General features: G+C 44.7%; 21 protein-coding genes. 13 read left to right on the top strand and 8 right to left on the bottom strand.

What is annotated here, in order from left to right:
- The first annotated feature begins 23 nt into the window (after positions 1-23).
- On the top strand, positions 24-2,075 hold the full coding sequence (locus tag G9G53_RS07215) for a stalk domain-containing protein (RefSeq protein WP_165146506.1): 2,052 nt from the start codon (positions 24-26) through the stop codon (positions 2,073-2,075).
- 298 nt (positions 2,076-2,373) lie between these two features.
- Here the strand turns inward: G9G53_RS07215 and G9G53_RS07210 are convergent, their stop codons facing one another.
- Genes G9G53_RS07210 through G9G53_RS07190 form a run of 5 tightly spaced genes read right to left on the bottom strand, consistent with a single transcriptional unit; the run spans position 2,374 to position 6,650 of the window.
- Entirely contained in the window at positions 2,374-3,762 is a 1,389-nt protein-coding gene (locus G9G53_RS07210) for a HAMP domain-containing sensor histidine kinase (protein ID WP_165146503.1), read from the bottom strand.
- Positions 3,753-4,412: a response regulator transcription factor gene (locus G9G53_RS07205; protein WP_029515155.1), complete on the bottom strand. Its 660-nt coding sequence runs from the start codon at positions 4,410-4,412 to the stop codon at positions 3,753-3,755. Before G9G53_RS07205 ends, G9G53_RS07210 begins: the two co-directional genes overlap by 10 nt.
- Positions 4,413-4,449: 37 nt before the next feature.
- Positions 4,450-5,208, bottom strand: a complete 759-nt coding sequence (locus tag G9G53_RS07200; RefSeq protein ID WP_165146500.1) for a lantibiotic immunity ABC transporter MutG family permease subunit — start codon at positions 5,206-5,208, stop codon at positions 4,450-4,452.
- A gap of 1 nt (position 5,209) precedes the next feature.
- Positions 5,210-5,941 (bottom strand): lantibiotic immunity ABC transporter MutE/EpiE family permease subunit, encoded by a 732-nt coding sequence (locus G9G53_RS07195; protein WP_165146497.1) that lies wholly within the window; start codon positions 5,939-5,941, stop codon positions 5,210-5,212.
- 1 nt (position 5,942) lies between these two features.
- Positions 5,943-6,650, bottom strand: a complete 708-nt coding sequence (locus G9G53_RS07190; protein ID WP_069011825.1) for a lantibiotic protection ABC transporter ATP-binding protein — start codon at positions 6,648-6,650, stop codon at positions 5,943-5,945.
- A 150-nt stretch (positions 6,651-6,800) separates the two neighbouring features.
- Between G9G53_RS07190 and G9G53_RS07185 the strand changes: the two genes are divergently transcribed.
- On the top strand, positions 6,801-7,928 hold the full coding sequence (locus G9G53_RS07185; protein WP_165146494.1) for an NAD(P)/FAD-dependent oxidoreductase: 1,128 nt from the start codon (positions 6,801-6,803) through the stop codon (positions 7,926-7,928).
- A gap of 124 nt (positions 7,929-8,052) precedes the next feature.
- On the opposite strand, the gene G9G53_RS07180 is transcribed toward G9G53_RS07185, so the two are convergent.
- Positions 8,053-9,216 (bottom strand): MFS transporter, encoded by a 1,164-nt coding sequence (locus tag G9G53_RS07180; RefSeq protein WP_165146491.1) that lies wholly within the window; start codon positions 9,214-9,216, stop codon positions 8,053-8,055.
- Positions 9,217-9,327: 111 nt separating this feature from the next.
- Between G9G53_RS07180 and G9G53_RS07175 the strand changes: the two genes are divergently transcribed.
- On the top strand, positions 9,328-9,633 hold the full coding sequence (locus G9G53_RS07175) for an ArsR/SmtB family transcription factor (RefSeq protein WP_165146488.1): 306 nt from the start codon (positions 9,328-9,330) through the stop codon (positions 9,631-9,633).
- A 111-nt stretch (positions 9,634-9,744) separates the two neighbouring features.
- Here G9G53_RS07175 and G9G53_RS07170 read toward each other — a convergent pair whose 3' ends face one another.
- The gene (locus G9G53_RS07170) at positions 9,745-10,611 is read right to left on the bottom strand and encodes a MurR/RpiR family transcriptional regulator (protein WP_165146484.1); all 867 of its coding nucleotides are present in this window, start codon (positions 10,609-10,611) and stop codon (positions 9,745-9,747) included.
- A 180-nt stretch (positions 10,612-10,791) separates the two neighbouring features.
- Here G9G53_RS07170 and G9G53_RS07165 point away from each other — a divergent pair, with 180 nt between their 5' ends.
- Positions 10,792-11,811 carry a Gfo/Idh/MocA family oxidoreductase gene (locus tag G9G53_RS07165; protein ID WP_069011831.1) on the top strand — a complete coding sequence of 340 codons (1,020 nt, stop codon included), beginning with the start codon at positions 10,792-10,794 and terminating at the stop codon, positions 11,809-11,811.
- A 1-nt stretch (position 11,812) separates the two neighbouring features.
- Entirely contained in the window at positions 11,813-12,799 is a 987-nt protein-coding gene (locus G9G53_RS07160; RefSeq protein WP_069011833.1) for a Gfo/Idh/MocA family protein, read from the top strand.
- A 144-nt stretch (positions 12,800-12,943) separates the two neighbouring features.
- On the opposite strand, the gene G9G53_RS07155 is transcribed toward G9G53_RS07160, so the two are convergent.
- Positions 12,944-15,178: an alpha-galactosidase gene (locus G9G53_RS07155; RefSeq protein WP_069011834.1), complete on the bottom strand. Its 2,235-nt coding sequence runs from the start codon at positions 15,176-15,178 to the stop codon at positions 12,944-12,946.
- Positions 15,179-15,421: 243 nt separating this feature from the next.
- Between G9G53_RS07155 and G9G53_RS07150 the strand changes: the two genes are divergently transcribed.
- The 8 genes from G9G53_RS07150 to G9G53_RS07115 all read left to right on the top strand — a co-directional run bounded on the left by G9G53_RS07150 (position 15,422) and on the right by G9G53_RS07115 (position 23,651).
- Positions 15,422-16,261, top strand: coding sequence for an AraC family transcriptional regulator (locus G9G53_RS07150; protein WP_029515168.1), 840 nt, complete (start codon positions 15,422-15,424; stop codon positions 16,259-16,261).
- Between the two features lie 136 nt (positions 16,262-16,397).
- Positions 16,398-17,255 (top strand): GRP family sugar transporter, encoded by an 858-nt coding sequence (locus tag G9G53_RS07145; RefSeq protein ID WP_069011836.1) that lies wholly within the window; start codon positions 16,398-16,400, stop codon positions 17,253-17,255.
- Positions 17,256-17,427: 172 nt separating this feature from the next.
- Entirely contained in the window at positions 17,428-18,483 is a 1,056-nt protein-coding gene (locus tag G9G53_RS07140; protein ID WP_176715732.1) for a LacI family DNA-binding transcriptional regulator, read from the top strand.
- Between the two features lie 52 nt (positions 18,484-18,535).
- Positions 18,536-19,708, top strand: coding sequence for a Gfo/Idh/MocA family protein (locus tag G9G53_RS07135; protein ID WP_039273095.1), 1,173 nt, complete (start codon positions 18,536-18,538; stop codon positions 19,706-19,708).
- 36 nt (positions 19,709-19,744) lie between these two features.
- Complete coding sequence (locus tag G9G53_RS07130) at positions 19,745-20,473, top strand: ThuA domain-containing protein (RefSeq protein ID WP_029515175.1); 729 nt, start codon at positions 19,745-19,747, stop codon at positions 20,471-20,473.
- Between the two features lie 75 nt (positions 20,474-20,548).
- On the top strand, positions 20,549-21,655 hold the full coding sequence (locus G9G53_RS07125; RefSeq protein ID WP_165146481.1) for a Gfo/Idh/MocA family protein: 1,107 nt from the start codon (positions 20,549-20,551) through the stop codon (positions 21,653-21,655).
- Between the two features lie 284 nt (positions 21,656-21,939).
- A complete protein-coding gene (locus G9G53_RS07120) occupies positions 21,940-22,977 on the top strand; it encodes an aldo/keto reductase (protein ID WP_165146478.1) in 1,038 nt (345 codons plus the stop codon).
- A gap of 101 nt (positions 22,978-23,078) precedes the next feature.
- On the top strand, positions 23,079-23,651 hold the full coding sequence (locus G9G53_RS07115) for a TetR/AcrR family transcriptional regulator (protein WP_029515180.1): 573 nt from the start codon (positions 23,079-23,081) through the stop codon (positions 23,649-23,651).
- The last annotated feature ends 216 nt before the right edge of the window (positions 23,652-23,867 follow it).

Raw genomic sequence — 23,867 nt, 5'->3', positions numbered from 1 at the left:
TGGTATCAAGGAGAGCATAGAATATGAATAAAAAACGTTTGCGTCAATGGATGGCTCCGTTCGCAACGGCTACACTGATTTTGAATACGGGATATGGCATTTTGACACCCGATGCAGTGGCTAGCGCGTTGCCGACTGAGAGGCATTACTCAAATCTGACAGGCCTAAATACAACACAGTTACATACCAAATTAGCAACCGCTCAAGGTAGTCAAGTGCCTGTTACTTCAGGTCCGAAAGTGACTACGTTAACCAAAGGTTATGGTCAGAACACCTATCTTAACCAAATGCTAAAAGTAATGTCGAGCCAAATGGTGACTGCGAATATCGCGCCGGCAGAGGTAAGCAATCTGACAGCGGTTCCTACAGAAACAACAAAAGTAAATTTGTCCTGGAACAATCCGTCGGACATCAATTTTGACCACGTAAAAGTGGTTGGTGTTACTAACGATGTGTATGTAGATAACATTAGAAGTAACTCTTATATGTTAAGCGGTTTACAGCCGAACACGACATATACCTTTCGCGTGAAAACGGTGAATAAGAGTGGAAATGAATCTCTCGGTACAACAATACAGGCTAAAACGGCTTCCGTTGATGGTCCTGTGGATAAGACACCACCAGGAGAAGTAAGCGGACTGGCAGCGACGAATGTAGGATATAATGGATTTACCATCAATTACATATTGCCTAAGGATGCTGACTTAAGCCAAGCGATTGTCTATTTAAATGGTACAGAAATTCAAAGAACCACAGGCACGTCTTACACGTTTAATGTCTTGAATGCTGCCACAGCCTATACCGTAACGGTCAAAACGATAGACAAATCCGGAAATATATCTCAAGGAGTTAGTATTCCAGTTACAACTTCTACGGTCTCTACCGATATCGTGCCCGATGTGGCAGGTGCTTCAGTGACATCAGTTAATAACTATAGTGTTACTGTTTCCTGGACAAGGCCTAGCGGAATTAGTACGGTCAGTCTGTATAAGGACGGGCAACTGGTAACCGATTCAACAGGAACATCCTATACTTTCAACAATCTTTCGGCAAGCCAGACCTATACGTTCACGATAAGATCTAAGCGAAGCACAGGTACATTGTCCTCCGGTGTGAGACTAACTGCCACAACGGACAGTACGTCTTCCAATTCGTCAGAAGTGTCCAATCTTGAAGTAGATAGCAAAAGCGACACCTGGATCAAAATCACCTATGATATGCCGAGTCGAGCCGACAAGGTGAAGATATATGTGGATGGTGATTATAAGGGGACTACAAGCTCTGAGTCCTATAAAATCACGGATTTGCGAGAAGGACGCTGGTATGAGATTAAGGTCGTGACTGTCAATAGCAATGGAAGAGAATCTAGCGGTGTAAAGATATCAGAACGCACAGATTCGGATGGTTACTACTCTTCTTCATCTAGTTCATCGAACTATGAGAAAGCAAGAGATTTGATGCGAATTGCGGAAAACAGTCTAAATGCGTCCGACTGGCGTTCTGCCAGAGATGCAATCAGTGATCTGCCGAGCGGAACCCGTAAAAGCGATCTGCTGGATCGGCTAGAAGCTATTCGCAATAGAGCGATTGGTACCGGTAGTTCATCATCCGGGACGAGTTCTACTACGACAACCACTTCTGGTACAACGTCTTCATATCCTAACAATGCGGTTTCCTCCTATTCATCTTCGTTCACCCTGACACCAGGAGCTAAATCAGCTTATGTCGATGGTCGTGCTACGACGATGGCTCAGGCTCCTCGGATCATTAATGGGGCGACGATGGTCCCGCTGCGCTTTATCAGTGAACGGATAGGTTACGAGGTGAATTATGAAAAATCGACCAAAAAGATTATTCTGAATCGACCTACAGACGGCAAACAGGTAGTGCTTCAAGTCAAGAATTCGACCCTTGCCGTATATGAGTTAAACAACTCCCGAAGTTATTCGACGAACATCACAGCTCCGGTTATTGTTAACGGCTACACGCTGGTTCCATTACGAGTGATTAGCGAGCTTTCGGGGTATCAGGTGAACTATAATACTGCATCCAAACAAATTACGATTACCAAATAAATGCATCTGTTAAAAGAGTTCTAAAGTGAAAACTTTAGAACTCCTTTTTGTCTACTATCCAATAAGTGTACGTAAAATGCGAAAAGGGGCGCTTTATAAGCGCCCGCTAATAGAGTTATAAATTGACAATCAGCTACTCTGTAAACAAGTTATTTTGACTAAAATGATATTAAGCTGCTTAAGATCTTCTACAGTTAGTTGAATACTCAGCGTTTGAAGATTAGTTTCGATCTGATCAGGCTTGGTCGCACCTGGAATGATTAAGGTATACGATAGGATTGATTCTCGCTTGTATGATTCATGCACTGATTGGTATCTCAATGCTTACCTGTCCGCCGCTTGTCTGGGTGGAGTTGGTGATGATCAGTTGTCCGCCATGTAGGTTGACAATGGATTTTGTTATATACAGGCCCATACCGTAATGTCCACTCAATCTTCTGGATGAATCACCCATATAAAACTGCTCGGCGGCCTGTTTGAGACCTGCTGGAGAGAAGCCCGGGCCTTCGTCTACGATGCTGAACCGAATACAGTTTTCAACAGATTCTACGATCAGCTGGATCTCGCTGTATTCAGGCGCCTGATCTACCGCATTAGAAGCAACATTCATAATGGCACGCTCAAGTAGCACTGGGTCTGCATACAGCGTCTTAGGGAGGTTATATACAGCGAATGCTACAGATATTTTTTTGACAGCAGCCAAGGCCATTATCTGATCTTTCACTTTCGATAAATAGAAGTCAGCGTCCATCGTTTCCGCCCGCAGGGTGACTAGTGTTTCCGCTTTTGAAATGTCAATGAGAGTTTTAATATACTGCTCCATCTGCCTGGTGCTTTCCGCAATATAATCCGTATAGTTCTTTTGCTCTTCGGACTGTTCGGTCTCGGACAGTAGCTCTACGTTTCCACGAACGATAGTGAGTGGTGTTTTGACATCGTGTGCTAGAGCGGAAATTTGCTCGCGGCGGGATTTTTCGAGATTCCACTGTTTCTGAAGCGATGTCTTTAAAGTTTCTTTCATTTTATCCATGGAATGCAGCACCTGATCGATCTCCATCACGCCACTGAACTTGATTGAGAAGTCCAAATCCTGTGCTTGAATTTGTTTGGTAGCCTGCTGCAATCCGATCATCTTACGTGCCAGCTTTCGTCCGAAGGAGGAAGCCAGTAAAGCACCTCCCCCCAGGAAGGCGATACAGAACACGGCCAAAAAGGACAATTCTGCGTTCGGCAGATATTGACGCAGGATAGGAAGTTCAAACTGTGCCGAGACAGAATAGCGCATCACAGTAATTTCATCATGATGTGGAACTTTTACATAGTTATAGGGAAATTGATACGCAGTATTGCTCTGCTGCGTAACACTCCAAGCGGCTTGGGCCTGGTTTTCAGAAAGATTTCCTTCAATGAGGCGGCCTTCCGAAGTGAACAACGCGTACTTATACAGTTTTATCTGAGAATTCGGTTGCAGGGTCTTGCCCGCTTCAATGATTGACTTGTCCTCCCGTACCTGCTTCTCCGCATAGTTCGCGGGAAGAATGGCCCCATAAGATATCAGGGCATAGAAGATGAGGACCAGGAACAGAGCGAGCGCAATCGTCCCAATACAAAACATAACTAAATAACCCAGGAAAATGGTTCGTAATTTGGTAGTCTTGCGTGCTTGTTGTACTTTGGTTACTTCCATCGGTAGCCGATCCCCCAAACCGTCTCCACTGGAGAAACCTCTACTTTGCCAAGCTTGGCCCGGATATTTTTGACATGCTCTACAATGGTGGCGGAATCGCTGTCCCCATCCAAGCCGAAGACCGCTTCGTAAATCTGCTCCTTAGAGAATACCTGCCCCCAGTTCAAAGCTAGAAACTTACATATCTCATATTCACTTTTGGTAAACGGGACTACAACATTCTGAACGGTGATTTCCTTGCCAGACAGATTGAAATGAACTTCCCCGATGCAGAATACATTACGCCGTTCACGATTCTCCCGTCTGAGATGGGCGTTGATTCGTGCGCGCAGCTCTCCAGTGCCGAACGGTTTGACAATATAATCGTCGGCTCCATCCCCAAGCCCCAACATCACATCGTTCTCCATGGATTTTGCGGTAAGAAACAGTATCGGACAGTCTACCTTGCTGCGAATTTCCCGGCAGAGTGTGAATCCGTCCATGGTAGGCATCATCACGTCAAGCAGTATAAGATCAAATGCTCCGAGCTGCATGGTGAGAACCTGTGGGGAGGCGGAGACCACCGTGACAACATGGCCATCTTTCTGCAAAATATTTTGAAGGAGTGCCAAAACGGCGGGTTCGTCATCAACGGCCAACAAGTTTGCCATGCTTTATTCACATCCCTTGCTTTCTTTACTCTAATCTTTACTCCAACGAACTTTGTCCTTCCCAACGACAAATCCATAACCCTAATAATACCATGATGACTAAGGTCCCTACTACGCAATATCTGATTCCCAAATCGAGCTGTATAGCTTCAGGGATAGAATCAGCTGAGCTTACGCCGTATTGCACCCAGATCGTGATGAACCGGGCCGCCCAAGCAGAGGGAACGAATATCCAATTATGATCACCCAGCCCTGTAAGAAGCAAAGCGGACAATAGACTCTCCATAATACCCAGGCCGATGGAAGCTCCCTTACCGAACCGCAAACTAATGAAAAAATGCAGAATATAAAGGAACACACTGGACACAAACAGAATGCAGGCAGCCAACACATAAAACTTCAAGCCATACGGGGACTCTTTCATCAAATATATATAGCCAGCCCCAAAGCCGCCTGAGGCAAGCAGCACACTGCCAAATCCCAAGCACAGGAGTAGGCTAAGCTTGCTCAAAAAAGGTAACAGCTTCACCGGCGAGGTCAAGAGGTGTTGGAAATTTCCAGCGACTGACTCCTGCTCAACAGCAATGGAGCATACAATACCAATCATGATAGGAAGAACCACAGCCAGGACCTGCAAATAGCCGTCTATCTTCGAAATCGGTGAATACGGAGTAAAGGAATAGTAGGCTAGAAAAATTGCTATCCCCAAGATCGGCACAAGCAGCTGCACGAGCAATAAGGGCTGCCTTCGAAGTTTAAGCACGTCAGATTTCAGATTGCGGAAGAAAGATATCATCTTACTTAGCCTCCCGTTTACGGAAAGACATGGCCGTCAGCACTGACAGAATCATGAATAGACATACTGTGATCAACAGGCCGGGAACAATTATGCCTCCATCCAAAAGTGGATCTCCTGAAGGAACGGCAAGCCCATTAGGCAGCACTTGGATGACGGCGCACATCAATCGCGCTGGTATAGCATAGGGTACCGCCCACCATACAGAAGACGTAGCGAACAAGACGGTGCAGGCTACGTTGCCCAGCATGTTGATGATTAGGGTGGCAAACATGCCTATTCGATCCGTCAGGAACAGGCAAAGTGGAACTTGCCACAAAAAGGTGATGAAGAGGATCAGAGTTGCAGCGACGCTTTCTGCTAGTGTCACGGAAGTTGAGAATACGAATCCGCCAAGAGTTATCCCTATAAATAAAATAATAGAGGAAACCATTAAGAGTCTTACGCAAACCCCGATTTTACCGTACCATACCTGAGCCAAATCTACAGACATGCCAAGGACAGCACGGTATTTCAGCTTCTTGCCATCCTTTTGGATCACTCCTGAGCATATTAAGGTGAGCGCACCTGGCAGCAGCATGAAATACCACCAATTGTAGCTGGCGCTTTGGAGCATATGTCCCCCCATGAGCACGGTACACAGAAGAAGAGTAACGATGGGGGCCAGCCAGACCAGCTTTTTCGTAAAGGTACGCTTTAATTTTAGATGCTCGGCGGCTATATATTGCTGCATCCTACTCATCCCCTTTTCGGTATTCCTGTGCAATCTGCATGAACAACGATTCCAAGTCTTGTCCTGGTGTAACCGCCTCTTGGTAAGCTAATATGCCACCAGCGATAATACCGACATGGTCAACGATTTGTTCGACTTCGGATAAAATATGACTGGAAAGAATTACGGTAATTCCTTGCTTCGGGAAGGAGCGAATCAGCTCGCGTTGCTCCTGAATGCCAATGGGGTCAAGTCCGTTGGTTGGCTCATCTAAAATTAGTAGTTTGGGATGGTTGAGGAGCGCAATAGCAATGCCCAGCCGCTGTTTCATGCCCATCGAGAACTGGCCAGAGCGTTTTTTCCCGGTATGAGTCAAATCAACAATGTTCAGTACTTCATCAATTCGTGAATCAGGTAGTCCGAGCAAGGTTGTACGAACCTTTAAATTCTCTCTAGCAGTCAAATTCTCATAGAGTGGAGGAGATTCGATCAGTGCGCCGATCTGAGCGAGATATTTTCGTGACCAGGGTTTTCCTTGGAATAAAATTTCACCGCCTGTCGGACGTAGCATACCAGTTAACATTTTCAAGGTGGTTGATTTTCCAGCCCCATTTGGGCCAAGTAGCCCATAGACGGAATTCTCCTGAATAGACAGTGTGACGTTGTTCACCGCCTGTTGCCGTCTAAAGGTTTTGCAGAGATTTTTAGTCTGTAAAATAATGTTATCCATATCAGTTCATCCTTTTCATTCGTTCTGACAACTACTTTACAGATCAATTCTAAGAACTTTATAAGGATAGAAATATTAATGTTTCAAACTTTATGCATTCATGCGGTATTCGCTATAATGGATACAGTGATTTAGGAAAGGGATGTATTCATGAAGAGGGTTATCGTAATCGGAGCAGGAATTCTGGGGGCATCGACAGCATACCAGTTAGCAAAATTGGGCGCTGATGTCATTCTTGTAGACCGCAAAGATAAAGGACAGGCGACTGATGCAGCTGCTGGCATTATTTGTCCCTGGTTATCACAGCGACGCAATCAAGCTTGGTACCAGCTCGCCAAAGCGGGCGCACGTTTTTACCCCGGATTGATTGAAGAACTTAAAAGCGAGGGGGAAACAGAAACTGGCTATGCTCAAGTTGGAGCTCTCAGTATTCATAATGATTTGGAGAAAATTAAAAAAATGCAGGAGCGAGCACACTTACGACAAGCGGATGCGCCAGAAATCGGTGAGATTACGCAACTAAATGAAAAGGAAACCCATGAACAATTTCCTTTGTTAGTAGAAGGTTACCATTCTGTTCATATTAGTGGTGCCGCTCGTATAGATGGTCGGGCGCTGCGTGATGCGTTGATCCGATCAGCACAAAGAAATGGGGCAACCCTTATCCATGGGGATGCTGTGCTTCAATACGATTCCGACCATGTAACCGGAGTGGCGGTCGGTGCAAACAGCTTCTCATCTGACGAAGTCATTGTTTGTGCAGGTGCATGGGCCAATCAACTGATGCTGCCTTTGGGCATTCGCTTTAAGGTTAGCTTTCAAAAAGCACAAATCATGCATTTACAGATCCCTGATGGGCAAGATACAGGCACCTGGCCTGTAATCATGCCGCCTTCTGATCAATATTTGTTAGCGTTTGATCAACAGAAGATCGTCATAGGGGCGACTCACGAAAATGAAATCGAAGGATACGATACAAGAGTAACAGCAGGCGGGATGCAGGAAATCCTAAATAAAGGTTTAGAATTAGCACCTGATTTAGCAAATAGTACTTTTCAGGAGGTAAGAGTTGGTTTCCGTCCTTTTACCCCCGGTTTTCTACCGGTGCTTGGAGCTGTGCCTGGCTGGAACGGCCTTATAGCTGCCAATGGGGTTGGAGCATCCGGGCTGACCATGGGTCCCTTTATTGGAAGCCAACTGGCAAAGTTAGCACTGGGAATGGCTTTGGATATCAACATCGATGATTATGATATTCGAAATGCTATTGATGAAGATTGATCCTTGAAGCTAGACAACAGTAGATATGCATAAGAAGCCGCCATACTGGCGGCTTTTCTAATAATATAAGTTCTTTTCCTGGCCCAAAGATAGAGCTTATGTCGATTTTTAAGGTTACTCGTTTCTATTTTAGTCTTAGACCTAGTAAAACCCCGCTACGTAGGAACAAGATTAGTGACACACCGAAACAAATCACAGAAAACAGGCTAACGGAAATAAAACCACCGCTGTGAGCGTATAGCATTCCTGCTGTGAAAGAGCCAACCATTGTTCCAAAATACATAGAAGAATTGGCAAGTGATGAAACTGTTCCGCGTGCTGTGGCAGATAAGGTTTGAAGCATACTCATCATAAGCGGAAAAATCATTCCAAGGATAAGGAAGATCAGAAAATATGTAATTTCGACATAGGTCACACTAGGTAAATAGGGCAGAAGCAAATAAAGCAGACCGATGAAAATTACGCCATAGATCAAAGAGTGCTTAGGCCCCACTTTGTTAACTAAGCTGCTCCCAAATAAGCTACTAATCGTATTTCCTAAACCAAGGAATAATATCACCGTACCAATATCTGCAACATTAAGGCTGAATTTGTCGGACAGCCATGTGCCAATAAAAGAGAAGGCAGCAAAATTTCCGAGTTGGAACAGGAAGTAGGCCAGAAAAGCGACCTTAGGTGTTGACCCCTGCAGCAATGAACGGTATCTGTTCCTAATCGAGGGAGCCTTTTGCTTCTGTATAGAAGGAGGCAAGGCGGGCAAGAGAACAGCAGTCCAAATAACGATCAGGAAGGTGCAGCAACCAATCATAATAAAGGGTGTTTGCCACCCGGCGGTAGCGAGATAGCTGCCAATGGGAACGCCTAGCATTTGGGAAAAAGCTAATCCTGCGGTGACAACTCCCATGGCTTTTAACACTTTATGTGGTTGAACTAACTGAGGAATGGCTGCCCAAACTTGAGGTGAGGCAAAAGCGGCACTAATGCCAGCCAATAAGCGAAAAGCAAACATGGTCCAAAAATCAACGACAAAGCCGCAAAGTAGAGTGAAGATACCAAAACCAAGTAAGCCGAACAGTAGTACTTTTTTTCGATTCCATGCATCTGACAACGGTCCTGCAATTAAGGCAAACAGAGCATACCCTAAAGCATAGGCTGAAACAATCCAGCCTGATTGTTCGATAGAAATGCCGAAGCTTTCACGAAGAATAGGTAGAAGAGGCGACACAATGAACGTATCTGTACCAATGAAAAACATGATCAAGAAAAACAAGGTGATAATTTTATTCAAAACGAAACCCTCCATTTGTTCTATAGTTCGAATATTTTCGAATAATAGAAATATAGCATTCCAATATGCTATAATGCAACTACAATTCTTTGTTAGGCAGGTGAACGGATCTTGAGAACGCTGTATCATCCCAACGTAATTGAAATTACTCTACCTACAGTTTTATATGCTCTAAGTGACCCCATTCGGCTTAATATCATCCAGATTTTAGACGAAAAAGGGGAGCAATCCTGCAGCTCGATAGATATTTCAGCTCCAAAGTCAACCTTGTCTCATCATTTTAAGGTTCTTCGGGAATCAGGGGTTATTCATACGAGAATAGAGGGAACCCAACGCTTTATCTCTATCCGTTACTTTGATTTGAATGAACGCTTTCCTAGCTTGCTGTCGGCCGTACTGATGGGCTTGAAGCAATAAAAGAAAAAAGGTCTAGTTAGCATAAAACTAACTAGACCTTATTTGTCGAAGAACAACCATATATAATTATAAATTGCCGCTTATTTTGCAGTTAGAGAGAAGCTAATCCCTCTACACGTCATTCATCATGTCATTGAGATGCGAATTCTTCAACGATTGTGTTGCGAATTGCATGTTTTTTAAGTAGTCAATTTTATAGATACAGGAGTAGATCACATTTAATACATAGTCAAAGGCAATTTGCGACGAAAATGTACCAATCTTGGCATGTTTTACTTCGTCATTAGGCACCTGAATACAGATATTACTGAGTTTGGCCAATTCATTTTGACTGGTTGCTGTAATTGTGATAAAGGGAATATTTTCATGTGTAAAGTGCTTTGCTGCTTTTAAAAAGATCGGTGATTTTCCGTGGTAAGTTAAAAAAACAGCGCAATCCTGTGGCGTAAGATTAGCCGTATGGTACGCCCACTCAGACAACTCCGTAGCTATAACCACATACTTGTTAATTTTCACTAATTTATTTTGGAAACTTTTCGCACGGATTTGTGAATCTCCTAACGCATATATAAAGATCCTTTTCGCTTGATCCAGCAATAGGGCCGTTTGCGACAATAAATCATTATCCATGAATGTAAAGTTTTTTTCTATCGTTTCCTTCATTAATTCTGCAATTTCTTTCGCCACTTGAAGTGGGGATTCATCAAAACCAAATGGATAGTTGGGGTCTACATTGGAAATGTTCTGGGTATTCTGCTGAAACTCCCGAGCAAGTTTGATTATGAACTCCTTGAAGCCAGATAGCCCAAGTTTATGAGTTAATCGATTAATCGCGGAATGCGAAGTATATGTTGCCTTTGCAAGCTCCTGAATATTTAAGTGCAGGATCCTTTCCTTATGAAGCAAAATATAGGATGCAATGCTTTTTTCGTTTGGTGTAAAGTTTTGCATTTCGGATAATTGCATCAGTATTTTCAACAGGTTCACTCCGGTTCAATTGAAATGACGTTTGATAAAGGATCTAAAATAAACATTTTGTTTGAAAATAAACAAACATTTTTAAAAATATTCGGTTGATTGTACCATTTTGGCGGCAAATCCTTTACGATCAACGTTCTTCTTCTATAATAAATGAAAAAGAGCCTAGGGGGAATTAATATGCTTAACATCGGTTATATTGGGAATGGCAAAAGCACCAATCGGTATCATCTTCCTTTTTCATTGACCAGAGATCATTTGAACGTAAAGACGATCTACGCCCGTAATCCAGATAAAGGGGAGTGGGAGAAAATCCCTGGTGTGCAGTATACTGATAATCTTGAATCTCTAATGAACGATAAGGAAATTCAGTTGATTGTTATCTGTACACCTGTAGAATCCCACTACACTTATGCGAAAATGGCACTCGACCACGGGAAAAATGTACTTGTTGAAAAACCCTTTATGTTAACGAAAGAAGAAGCTGTGTCCATCTTCCAATATGCCAAAGAGAAAAATCTGATTATACAGTGCTATCAAAACAGACGTTACGATTCGGATTTCCTCACTACCAAGAAGGTTATTGAATCAGGAAAACTCGGTGATTTGTTGGAGGTGGAAATGCATTTCGATTATTACCGCCCTGAGACCCCCAACTCCACCTCTCATTTTTCCAAATATAACAGTTACCTCTATGGACATGGCGCTCATACCATTGACCAGGTTCTTGCCTATTTTGGGAAACCTGACACGATCCATTACGACGTGCGCCAATTGCTCGGTTCTGGAAGAATGAATGATTATTTTGATCTAGATTTTTATTATCCCTCACTTAAGGTATCCATTAAATCCAGCTTTTTTCGTTTAAAAGAGCGGCCGAGTTTTGTTGTATACGGCAAAAAAGGCGTTTTTATAAAGCAGACAAAGGATCGTCAGGAGGAGCATCTTAAATTATACTATCTGCCTAAGGGACACGCCGATTTCGGCATCGACCAGCCTGAGCATTATGGCATTTTAACATACCTTGATGATAAGGGCGAGTATCATGAAGATAAAATCGTTTCTGAAAAGGGAGACTATGCCCGAGTGTATGACGATATGTATCAGTCGATCGTAATTGGTAAAGAAAAAGTGATTAAAGACGAAGAAACGATAATGTGTATGGAAATACTTGAAAAAGGTATAGAGGAGTGCAGCTAAAATGAAGTTAGGAATTGTCGGAGCAGGGATGATCGTAGGGGATCTATTAAGCTTTATTCAGGAAATCCCGACCATTTTACTAAAGGGCATTTGTTCTAGACCTAGCCACAAGGGGAAATTACTGGATTTACAAAGTAAATATGGAATATCTCAGATTTATTCGGATTACAGCGAGATGCTGATGAGTCGTGATGTGGATACAGTTTATATCGGGTTGCCTAATCATCTTCATTATTCATATGCGAAAGAGGCATTATTGAGTGGTAAACATGTCATCTGTGAGAAGCCGTTTACTTCCAATTTGCAAGAATTTCTAGAGCTAAAAGAAATTGCTCAGCAAAGAAAACTGGTATTGGTGGAAGCCATAACGAATCAATATTTGAAAAATTATTTGTCAATGAAGGAGTATCTACCTAAGCTTGGTGAGATCAAAATAGTGGAATGCAACTATTCTCAATACTCATCTCGGTATGAAGCTTTCAAAGCGGGAATAATCCAGCCTGCGTTTAATCCGGAGATGTCTGGTGGAGCCTTGATGGATATTAATTTATATAATATTCATTTGGTTGTTGGATTTTTCGGGAGCCCGAAGAAAGTGCAGTATTGGGCGAACATGGAGCGTGGAATTGATACTTCAGGTATGCTGCTGCTTGATTACGGTGACTTCAAGTGTGTCTGCATAGGTTCAAAAGACAGTACGGCTCCCAATGCAGTGAACGTTCAAGGCAATAAGGGCTATATACACATGGCAAGTTCAGCAAATATATGCGACTGCTTTGATTACACTGCGAATAAGGAAACGCCAATCCGGGTAGATCAGAAAGATCATCCCCATCGAATGTATGACGAATTCGTTGAGTTTGACCGTATCATCGAGGAAAAAGATTTGGAAAAAGTCTCAGAAATGCTTGAACACAGCGAGAGGGTCATGAATGTCATTGAGAAAGCAAAGCAATCCGCCAATCTTGTATTTGGTCCTGATAAATAAAGAAGCAGCTCAATTACTGAGTTGCTTCTGATCCGTAATTCCCACACAGCGGACACTGCATAACGGATAACCACTTCTTCGTTTAATCCTTGATTTCTCTCTTCAGTCATGTCTTTGATATCATTACTTCAAGTCATAATCCAATCACGAGGAAGTCTCTTTAGTTAGAGTGAATAATTCAGATGAAAAATCATATTTCTCCGCAATATTAAAATCCTGGTCAGCCTTATAAGGCGGGGTGAGTATAAGTCCGATGTTCATTAACTCGCTGCCTGTAAAACGTCGGTCCAATTCTTCCACGAAATATACTGCCATTTCGTCCAGTCCGATGAGCTTTAGCCGTGAATAAGCTGCATTGGGGCGTGAGAGAACCTGGTACCAGCCGACGAGAGCATGCTCACGTTCTGCATCAATGGTCATCCATGCTGTTTCATTTTTTTCAAAGGGACTTAGCAGACGGTAAAAGGTTCCCTGTGTAATTAATCGTCGGTGACGTTTATATACTTGTATTTGTTTTTTAATTACATTGCACTCTTCTTCGGACAACGCCAATGGGTCAAGTTCATAACCGAATATACCAAAGTAGGCGACATTGGATCTAGTTTGCAGCGGTGCCGTTCTGCCTACCTGGTGGTTCGGGATGCTTGACACATGAGCACCCATACTGCTAAGCGGATAGGCCATGGAAGTGCCATACTGAATCTTCAGACGTTCTATAGCCTCGCTATCGTCGCTTGTCCATGCTTGCGGAGCGTAATAAAGCATCCCTGGATCAAACCGTCCCCCACCGGAAGCACAGGACTCAAACAAAATCTCAGGGTGTTCGGTAATCAGCTTCTCATATAAAGCATATACACCCAGGACATAGCGGTGAAAAAATTCGCCCTGTCTTTCCTTGCCCAGAGATAACGAATAGGCTTCTGAAATACAGCGATTCATATCCCATTTTACGTATTCGATCCGAGCAGAAGAGAGCACGTCATCCATTAACTTAAACAGGTAATCCACGACAGGCGGTTGGGAATAATCAAGAACATATTGATGACGTCCATGCTTGCGTTGACGGCCGGGTGTTCCCACAACCCAGTCTGGATGCTCCCTCATAATATGAGAGTCGGAGTTAACCATTTCCGGCTCGAACCAAAGACCGAATTTCATCCCGAGCTGATTGATCTTCTTTGCCAAATTCGAGATCCCGTTCGGTAGCTTTTCAGGATTTTCAAACCAGTCACCGAGGGAAGAGGTATCATTGTTTCTTCGACCGAACCATCCGTCATCCAAGACAAAGAGTTCAATCCCCAGTTCACCTGCTTTTTTTGCCATATCAACTATTTTCTGCTCAGTAAAATCAAAATAGGTCCCCTCCCAGTTATTGATCAATACAGGTCGTTCCCGCTCGGTCCAACTGCTGCGAATTAAGTGTTTATTGTACAGGCTATGGTATGCTTGGCTCATGCCATTTAAACCGCTCTCAGAATAGACCAGAACTGCTTCAGGCGAATAAAAACATTCTCCTGGCTTCAGGGTCCAGCAGAATTTGTCAGGATGAATGCCGATCATCAATCGGGTAGTTGAATAGCTGTCCACTTCCGCCTGGGCAAGAAAGTTCCCGCTGTAAACGAGATTAACCGCATATACTTCTCCTTGGTGTTCCTGTGATCCGGGTTTGGCAAGCGCCAGAAATGGATTGTGAACATGACTACTAATTCCTCGAGTGCTCCCAATCGACTGTAGCCCAGGTCTCAATGGTGTACGCTCCACATGACGTTCCCTGCCCCAAGCCCCTGATAAATGAATAATTTCATATTCGGCTTCAGGAAGATCAAGACTCAGGCTCATTAGACGGTTGACTCTCAGGGGATTATTCCCGGAATTCGTTATGGATACGGATCTCGTGATCACGGGCAGTTCGCTGAAGATGGTGTAAGCAAGCACGGCCACCGTTCCTGTAAGAGAATCGGTCAGCGTGATGAGGAGTGTCTCTGCTTCATGTGCTTCCTTACAAAACGTAGCTGGAAGATGAGGAATTTTAGGTTTTCCAGTGATTACCTCGTAATGGTCATAAGTGAACTCCATTATATGAGATCCGTCCTCCTGTATGATCTCAATTGCTGGCTCTCGAAAGTCTCCACTTCCCGCAGAAGGAAATTCCTGCTTAATACTTTCCAACGATGTCACCAAGTCACTATCAAACTCACCGACAGACACGGGACGATAGCTTCGCTCGATAAAGCGGTCATATTGACCAAGGTACTCTATTTTTTTGCCGTAATATAAATGCTCCAATTGCCCGTTCTCCATGACACGGAAAAGATAACTACAGTATTTGTTCGTTAAGTGAAATGTCCGTTCCTTTTGGTTAACTTGTAGACTAGCCATGTACATAGCCCCTTTCAAAATATGTCGAACCACTTGAAAGCGTTATTATTGAATCAGCATAACAAAGATAGTGATAGTAAATACATGACTTTTTTTAAGTTGGATATGGGAAAAACAAAGAACCTTACAAAAAAATATAGTTTAGAGCCAAATTTTTTCTGGACATTTGTCATCCTTAACTTATGCTATACTGTTAAATTAACAAGCATAGGTTCTTTATTTGGAAAAGTGAGGAGGATGCCAATGGGCCAGAATATGATTCAATATGTTGATACGTATACCAGTTCAGAGCATAAAAATATATCAGATTTGATTTTGTATAACTGTGGCACAGAGCTCTGCTTATCCAAACAGGATTTTGGACCCATCGCCCGCGATTTTAATCTGGTTCATTTTGTACTAAAAGGACGAGGTAGGCTGGTGATTGACAACAAAAATTACGATATAGGAGAAGGACAGGCTTTTTTAATTCCGGCCAATAGGGTAGCTTATTACCAGGCGGATGAAGCCGAGCCTTGGGAGTACAGTTGGGTCGGCTTTATGGGCATTAAATCCGACATCTACCTGCAGAACATATCACTTCCACACCAGAACCCTTATATAATTGATATCGAAGATATTACGTTCTTTCATTCCACGATTATTGAGATGTTGCGGATCGGAGATAACACGCTTTCTTCATCGCTGGCTATACAGGGGTATTTATTCCATATTCTTGCCAAACTTGTACACAATTTGGGGGAAACGATGTCGATAAAGGAACAGCTTCCTTATTCGGTGCAAGCGATAAACTTTATTGAGAAAAACTACATCAGTGGCATCCAGATTAGTGAAGTAGCGGAGTACCTTGGTCTACATCCGAATTATCTGACCTCCGTTTTCAAACTAGAAACTGGTGAAACGCCTAAACAATATCTGATAGTCCTCAGGATTAAAAAAGCGTGCGAATTGCTGCAGCATACAGACTATTCGATCCAGGTCATATCTAATTCGGTCGGCTATACCGATCAGTTGACCTTTTCGCGAGCTTTTAAAAATGTAATGAGCATATCACCCAGCGCGTATAGAAAAAAATTTCTTTGATTTTGCTATATAAATCTATAAAAATATTTGTATTTAGAAGCGGTTTTTTTTGCTATCGTAAAACTGTGGATTTTTTCCTGCATGGCATTTTAACGATTGTAGGAAGAGTACTTTTTACGGGAGGAGAATTTCGCGCGTGGATTTCATTATTGCTTTTATTCCAGCCCTTGGCTGGGGAGTTATGCCGATACTGGCGCATATTACAAAAGCCAGTCCCCGAGAACAGCTGACAGGTACCGTTATTGGTGCTGTGCTGTTTTCCCTGTGCTTGTATACCATTCATCCTACCTCATTAACACCGATTCATTTTGTGGTAAGTTTTATATCTGGTATTTTTTGGGCCGCTGGACAATTGCTCCAGTTTCAAGCTTTTCAAAAAGTAAGCGTATCGATCGCCATTCCTGTGATTTGTGGTCTGCAGTTGATAGGGACGACGCTATTTGCCGCACTTATTTTGGGTGAATGGATAACAGGGTACCAATATGCGATAGGCGTTGGTTCTCTTCTGTGTATATTGGCAGGAGTTCTGTTAACCAGCTATCAGGGCAAGTCTGCTGGATTGCCCAAGCCTTTGCCGGTACCCATTATCATAATGTTGGTTTGCTCGGGATTAGCGTTAAGCAGTTATGTCGTGATTAATCAGTTTTTTCATATATCCGGGCTATCCGTCATTCTGCCGCAATCGCTCGGTATGCTATGCTCAGCCATGGCCATGAATCTGAAGGGCAAAAAGCGGCTACGATTCTCTCTGGTGGTTCGCAATTTGTCGACAGGATTGGTTTGGAGCATTGCGAATCTAGCACTATTTATTTCCAATGGGCTGATCGGCATGGCGGCTAGTTTTCCGATCTCTCAAGCGAGCATTGCTATTGCCTGTGTTGGCAGCATTTTAATATTTAAGGAAAAGAAGAGTCCTCAGGAATGGATAGGTATACTTGCGGGAATTACAGTACTGATGATAGGAGTAGGAATGATCAGCATGCTCAAGCCTTAAAGAATCATTTTGTATCTTGTATATGATCAGGTGTTTTGACTGTTTGCCAGTAGGAACCACGAGACCACGTTCTTTTAGTAACGAAAAGAGCTTATCCATCTATGGGGTACGCTTTTTGGGATTGACAGAGGTAGGACTGCATGAGAAAATGTACGCGCGTACATAAAATGATTTGGAGGTGGGTAATATTGTTTCGCGCAAGGAAGTAGCCGAACTTTCCGGCGTGTCTGAAGCGACAGTATCCCGGGTCTTGAATGCGGTAGGTCCTATCAAAGAGGATACGCGAAGAAGGGTTCTGGACGCAGCCAATCAGCTTGGATATGTTCCCAGTGCGCTGGCCCGTAACTTTGCCCGAAGGAAGAGTGGCCATCTTGGTGTGGTTATGCCTTATGTCCCGAAGGCGCACTTGTTCTCAGCCTATTTTTTCTCTGAGATGCTGAGCGGTATCGGAAACAAGGCTAGAGACAGCGGACTTGATCTGCTTCTATTGTTCCGGAAGCCGGGGGAACGGATTGATTACAGTAGTCTTTTCCGTCAGCAAAGGATCGATACCTGTATCATCCTTGGAGCCAGGGATGACCACGATGAGGTGGAAGCTCTAAAGAGGCTTCAGGAAGAAGGACGTCCGTTCTGCGTCATGAATCACCATTTTGAAGGGCAATCGTTCTGTGAAGTGGATGCAGACCATGTAGAAGGCAGCCGGGCGGCTGTAAGTCACCTCATCGAGCAGGGATACAAGCGGATTGCCTTTCTCAACGGCCCGGATATCTATTCCAATAGTACTGAGCGAATGAAGGGTTATCGTACCGCGCTTCAGGACGCTGGGATTGAATATGACCACGAACTGCTTCTGGAAGGTAACTATAGCCGTCGGAGCGGACTCGAAGCCTCAGCTACAATCGCAGACCAATTGAATGATATTGATGCTGTATTTGCGGCGAACGACCGGATGGCTCTTGGGGTAATGCAGGGTCTCCGTGAGCGCGGACTGGCAGCTGACCGGTTTCCGGCGTTTGTAGGCTATGACGATTCGGATGCGGCTGAGATGGCTGTTCCGCCGCTAAGCAGTGTCCGCGTACCTTTTTATGAGATGGGGGAGCTTGCAGCCTCGAAGCTTATACCCGATTCTCAGCATCTCATTCCGGCTCTGGAACTAACCGGGTGCGACTCAATAAGAGAACTCCTATCCACAGAACTGATTATCAGGGCGTCATCCATTCGTCAATAACACCATTCGTCAAAAATTCGTTGAAACTCAGACCCATAAGGAGGATCACGACATGTCTAATCGTCTTCGTATCGGAATGGTTGGCTACAAATTTATGGGCAAGGCTCACAGCAACGCTTACCGAAGTCTACCCATGTTCTTCCCAGATGCCCCGCTGCAGCCAGAGATGTCCGTTATCTGTGGACGCAACGAGCAGGGGGTTCAGGCAGCTGCCCGCCAGTACGGCTGGACCGAAAGTGTTACGGATTGGCGTGATCTAGTGAAACGTAACGATATTGATCTCATTGATATTAACGCCCCGAGTAATGCCCATAAAGAAATTGTCGTGGAGGCTGCCCTCCATGGCAAGCATCTGTTCTGTGAGAAGCCGCTTGCGCTCTCGCTGGCGGATTCACGTGACATGCTGCAGGTAGCAGAGCAAGCAGGGGTCAGACATATGGTAGGCTTCAACTATCGCTTTTCACCGGCTGTCCAGCTGGCAAAGCAGCTAGTCGAGAGCGGTCGCCTAGGCAAAATTTATCATTTTCGTGCCTTCTTCCTTCAAGACTGGATCATGGACCCGTCCTTCCCGCTGGTATGGCGGCTGCAAAAAGACGTGGCCGGTTCTGGCTCTCATGGTGATCTTGGCGCCCATCTGATTGATCTCGCTCGCTTCTTGGTTGGCGAGTTCCATGAAGTGATCGGCATGAGCGAGACATTCATCCAGCAGCGCCCGTTAGCTTTGGAGATGAGCGGGTTGAGCTCCAAAAGAAACACTGAAGCAAATGCTCCAATGGGAGAAGTGACAGTCGATGATGCCACGCTGTTCCTGGCACGCTTCGCCGGAGGTGCGCTGGGCAGCTTCGAGGCCACACGTTTTGCTGCCGGACATCGGAGCACCAATTCATTCGAGATCAACGGTAGCCTAGGCAGTGTGCGGTTTGACTTTGAACGAATGAACGAACTGGAAGTGTATTTCACACAGGATGAGGAAGACGTTCAGGGCTTTCGCCGCGTACTCGCCACCGATCCGGCACACAAGTATTCTGAAGCTTGGTGGCCTGCAGGACATACGATTGGATTCGAGCATACCTTCACCCATGAGATGCTTGAGATGTTGAGTGCCATCTCTGAAGGAAGGCAACCGTCGCCGAACTTCCGTGACGGTGTTGCTTGTCAGGCTGTGCTTGAAGCGGTAGAACGATCCATAGAGGAACGCCGCTGGGTATCCATTGAAGAAATGTAGTATAACAATACATTCCGAAAGGTGAGTGGATTACAGATGCGCAAGGCACTGATTGTATGGGGCGGATGGAACGGACATGAGCCGGAGCAGGTGGCGGCCATTTTTGAACGCATTTTGAAGGAAGAGCAGTTCGAGGTGGAGGTGTCTAATACCCTTGAAGCCTACCAGGATGCAGAGAAACTGCTTGACCTGGACCTGATCGTTCCAATGTGGACCATGGGACAGATTGAGCAGGAACTGGTCGATAATGTCTCCGCTGCGGTTCAAAGCGGCGTAGGTCTCACAGGCTGCCATGGTGGCATGTGTGATGCCTTCCGGAACAATGTGGATTGGCAGTTTATGACAGGCGGGCAATGGGTTGCGCATCCCGGCAATGACGGCGTAGAGTACATGGTGAACATGAAGCGCGGCTCCAGCCCACTTCTAGACCATATTGAGGATTTTCAGGTCAAAAGCGAGCAGTATTACCTCCACGTAGACCCAGCAGTTGAAGTGCTGGCAACCACACGCTTTCCGATCGTACCAGGCCCCCATTCAGCTAATGGGCCAGTGGATATGCCCGTTGTATGGACGAAGCGCTGGGGGAACGGCCGCGTCTTCTACAATTCGCTGGGGCATCACGCAGATATCATAGATATGCCTCAAGTGACCGAGATGATGCGCAGCGGATTTCTGTGGGCAGCAGCAGGCAAACAGGCGGTGGCCACCCGGGGCAGCTCTCTCGCAGAGGCTTATACAGGCATGACAGACAACCAGCAACGCTAGGGTGAACAGGATGGTATCCGATGTAACAAAAGAATGCCATTATCCATTTTTTCTGAAGAAGAAGGGAGTCTAGGCATGAACAAAATGAAAGTAGGCATTATCGGGTGTGGTAAAATTAGCGGAATTTACATGGAAAATTGCCATCGTTTCGACATTCTGGAGCTGTACGCTGTAGCGGATCTGGACCAAGGTCGGGCAGAGGAGCAGGCGGTAGCGTTCAACGTTCCGCATGTATATTCGGTAGATGAGATTTTGGCTGATCCAGAGATCGAACTCATCATTAATTTGACCATTCCGGGCGTTCACGCCGACGTATGTCTCAGAGCTCTTGAGGCAGGCAAGCATGTCTATGTGGAGAAGCCACTTGCCGTCACCCGTGAGCAGGGTCAGGCTGTCTTGGATCTTGCTCATCAAAAGGGACTGCTTGTCGGCTGCGCACCAGAGACCTTCTTCGGTTCCGGTATACAGACATCATTGAAGCTGATTGAAGACGGAGTCATTGGGAGTCCGGTAGCCGCTACAGCTTTCATGATGAGCCGTGGGCATGAACATTGGCATCCTGATCCTGAATTTTATTATGCAGTCGGTGGAGGTCCAATGTTTGATATGGGCCCTTATTATTTGACGGCTCTGGTGCAATTATTGGGTCCGATTGCTGCCATTTCGGGCATGACAAGCAAGGCGATGGATCAGCGAACGATTACGAGCGAGAAAAAGAGAGGTCAGACCATCCCGGTCGATATACCGACCCATGTGGCCGGATTGCTGCGTTTCAAGCAGGGGGCTGTCGGTACGCTCATTACTAGCTTTGATATCTTTGGTGGAAGCACTCTGCCACCAATTGAGGTATATGGTACTCATGGCACACTGCAGGTGCCTGACCCGAATACGTTCGGAGGGCCAGTTTGCTACAGGCTGCTGGGCGAGCAAGAATGGACAGAGGTACCGCTGCTGCCGGGCTATCAGGAGAATACACGAGGCATCGGTGTTGCCGATATGGCCTACGCTATCCGCAGCGAACGGCCTCATCGCGCCAGTGGTGAATTGGCTTATCATGTGCTGGAGGCAATGTGGGCGTTCCACGATTCCTCCGATCAGCAGACCTTCTATCCAATGCAGAGCACATGCCTGCGCCCGGCGGCTTTACCGGAAAACCTGCCCTTGTATACGTTAGATGCGTAAACTAATGTAATTTTTACATCCCGCTCTGAATGTTCATTTTATTGAAAAGAAGACTTCAGCTCCGCTTTGACCGCGGCTTTGGAGTCTTCTTAGTTCATTTTCAGGAAGGATCTTAATTATTCTTTACCGATCATTCTAAATATGTTATATTGTTGGCGTGGGAGGAATACACGGATAAGAAGGCAAGAGTTATGAGGATGGTGTGAGATCTTGCCGTGGAGCTCTTCTACGAATATTAGAATGATCATTCTAATTATAACAGATGGAGAAGGGATGGATTGAACATGGAATATCGTGTATTAGGAAATACAGGCCTTAAAATAAGCAGTTTTGTATTAGGTACAGGTACTTTGGGTTTTTGGGGCAACAATACGGAGAAAGAAGCTACAGTCATGTTAGATGAGGCTTTGGCTGGAGGCATTAATCTGATCGATACAGCGGATGTCTATTCAAGTGGTCAATCCGAAGAAATTCTGGGTCACATCCTAAAAGGACGCAGACAGGATGTTATTCTGGCCACGAAAGGCGGAATGCCCATGGGCAGTGGGCTTAATCAATCCGGTAACTCGAAATATTGGATTAAGCGTGCAGTAGAGGGAAGCTTGAGAAGGTTGCAAACGGACTATATCGATTTGTATCAACTACATCAGCCGGATCTCCATACTGACATTGAAGAGAGTCTTGACGCACTTACGGACCTGGTTCGTGAAGGGAAAATTCGCTATATTGGTACATCCAATTTTCAGGCATGGCAAGTGATCGAAGCACAATGGACTAGCGAACGCAAAAATACCGCACGCTTTGTATCCGAGCAAGCCCCGTATTCCATATTGAATCGAAGTATCGAATTCGATCTGCTTGCCGCAACCGCAAAATACGGAATGGGCGTAATGGTTTGGAGCCCACTTTCGGGTGGTCTGCTAACGGGAAAATACCGCTCGGGAGAAGCGGTTGCCCCAGATTCAAGAGCAGCGAGTTCTCTAGGGAAACTTTCAACAGTTGTAGATCCGAATCGAGAAGAAAATCGCATCAAGTTCGAAGCCATTGCTAAGCTCCAAACCCTTGCAGATGAAGCAGGATTAACTTTGCCACATCTTGCCATGGCATTTACACAAGCTCACTCGTCAGTTACTTCTGCTATAGTGGGGGCAAGAACAATTGAGCAACTACGTGAAACGCTAAAAGGCAGCGACATCCGATTAAGCACTGATATCCTGAATGCGATAGATGCTATCGTTCCGCCAGGAGTAACCCTGGATGCCCTGGAAAAAGGATGGACGCCTGATTGGTTACAAGCAGACAAACGAAGAATCCTGGGTTAAATATATAAGACAGACCTCATAGCTGTAATGTATTCACATATTTTAAATCGAGTTTGCCGATCCTTCACTAAATTGTATAATGATTATTCGAGGTGATGACGATGGCAAGATCAAAAGAATTTGAAGTTAATGAAGTATTAGATAAAGCGATACACCTGTTTTGGGCACAAGGATATGAGAAAACTTCAATGCAAGATTTGGTTGAGTTTATGGGCATTCACCGAAGAAGTATCTATGATACCTTTGGGGATAAGCATGCCTTATTTATGAAAGCTCTCGAACGATATGAAACGAAGCAGACCAGCAAAATGAGGTTTCTGATTGAAAAGCAAAAACCGATCAAAGAATCAATTCGGGAGTTGTTTGAGGCGACAGTAAGAAATGAAGGAGAACCTCTAGGGTGTTTTCTCGTGAATTCAGGTGTGGAACTCGGCGTGTTGGATCCTGAAGTTGCATCCTTAGTTGATGAAAGTTATTCGCGAACTGAGGAACTCTTGACTAACCTTGTTCTGAAGGGTCAACAATCGGGTGAATTCAAGGCTGACTTGGATCCTGTAGTTATTTCTCATTATTTAATGAATGCGTGGTTAGGGCTACGTACGTTGGTTAAGACAACAACGGATCAGCAAAAATTAAAGAATATTATTGATATGACACTGACCGCTTTAGATTAAAAGTGAAATTACAGCATGACAGGCAAAAGGAGTTACCTCAATGGAGGACTGTTTGTTTCCGTGATACAAGTTTTTTCTTGTCCCTCTAACATAAGAAAGAACTTGTATCTTACGCCTCAAACATGTCAAGGAATACCGCTCCAAAATTACAATTCTTAGCCACGAAAAAATTCTTTACTGTTCGTTCTAAAATTGATATGCTAATAGCTAGTTAGA

The organism is Paenibacillus sp. EKM206P (assembly GCF_011066155.1).
GTDB lineage: Bacteria > Bacillota > Bacilli > Paenibacillales > Paenibacillaceae > Paenibacillus > Paenibacillus polymyxa_D.
This window is presented reverse-complemented; position numbering and strand designations above follow the sequence as displayed.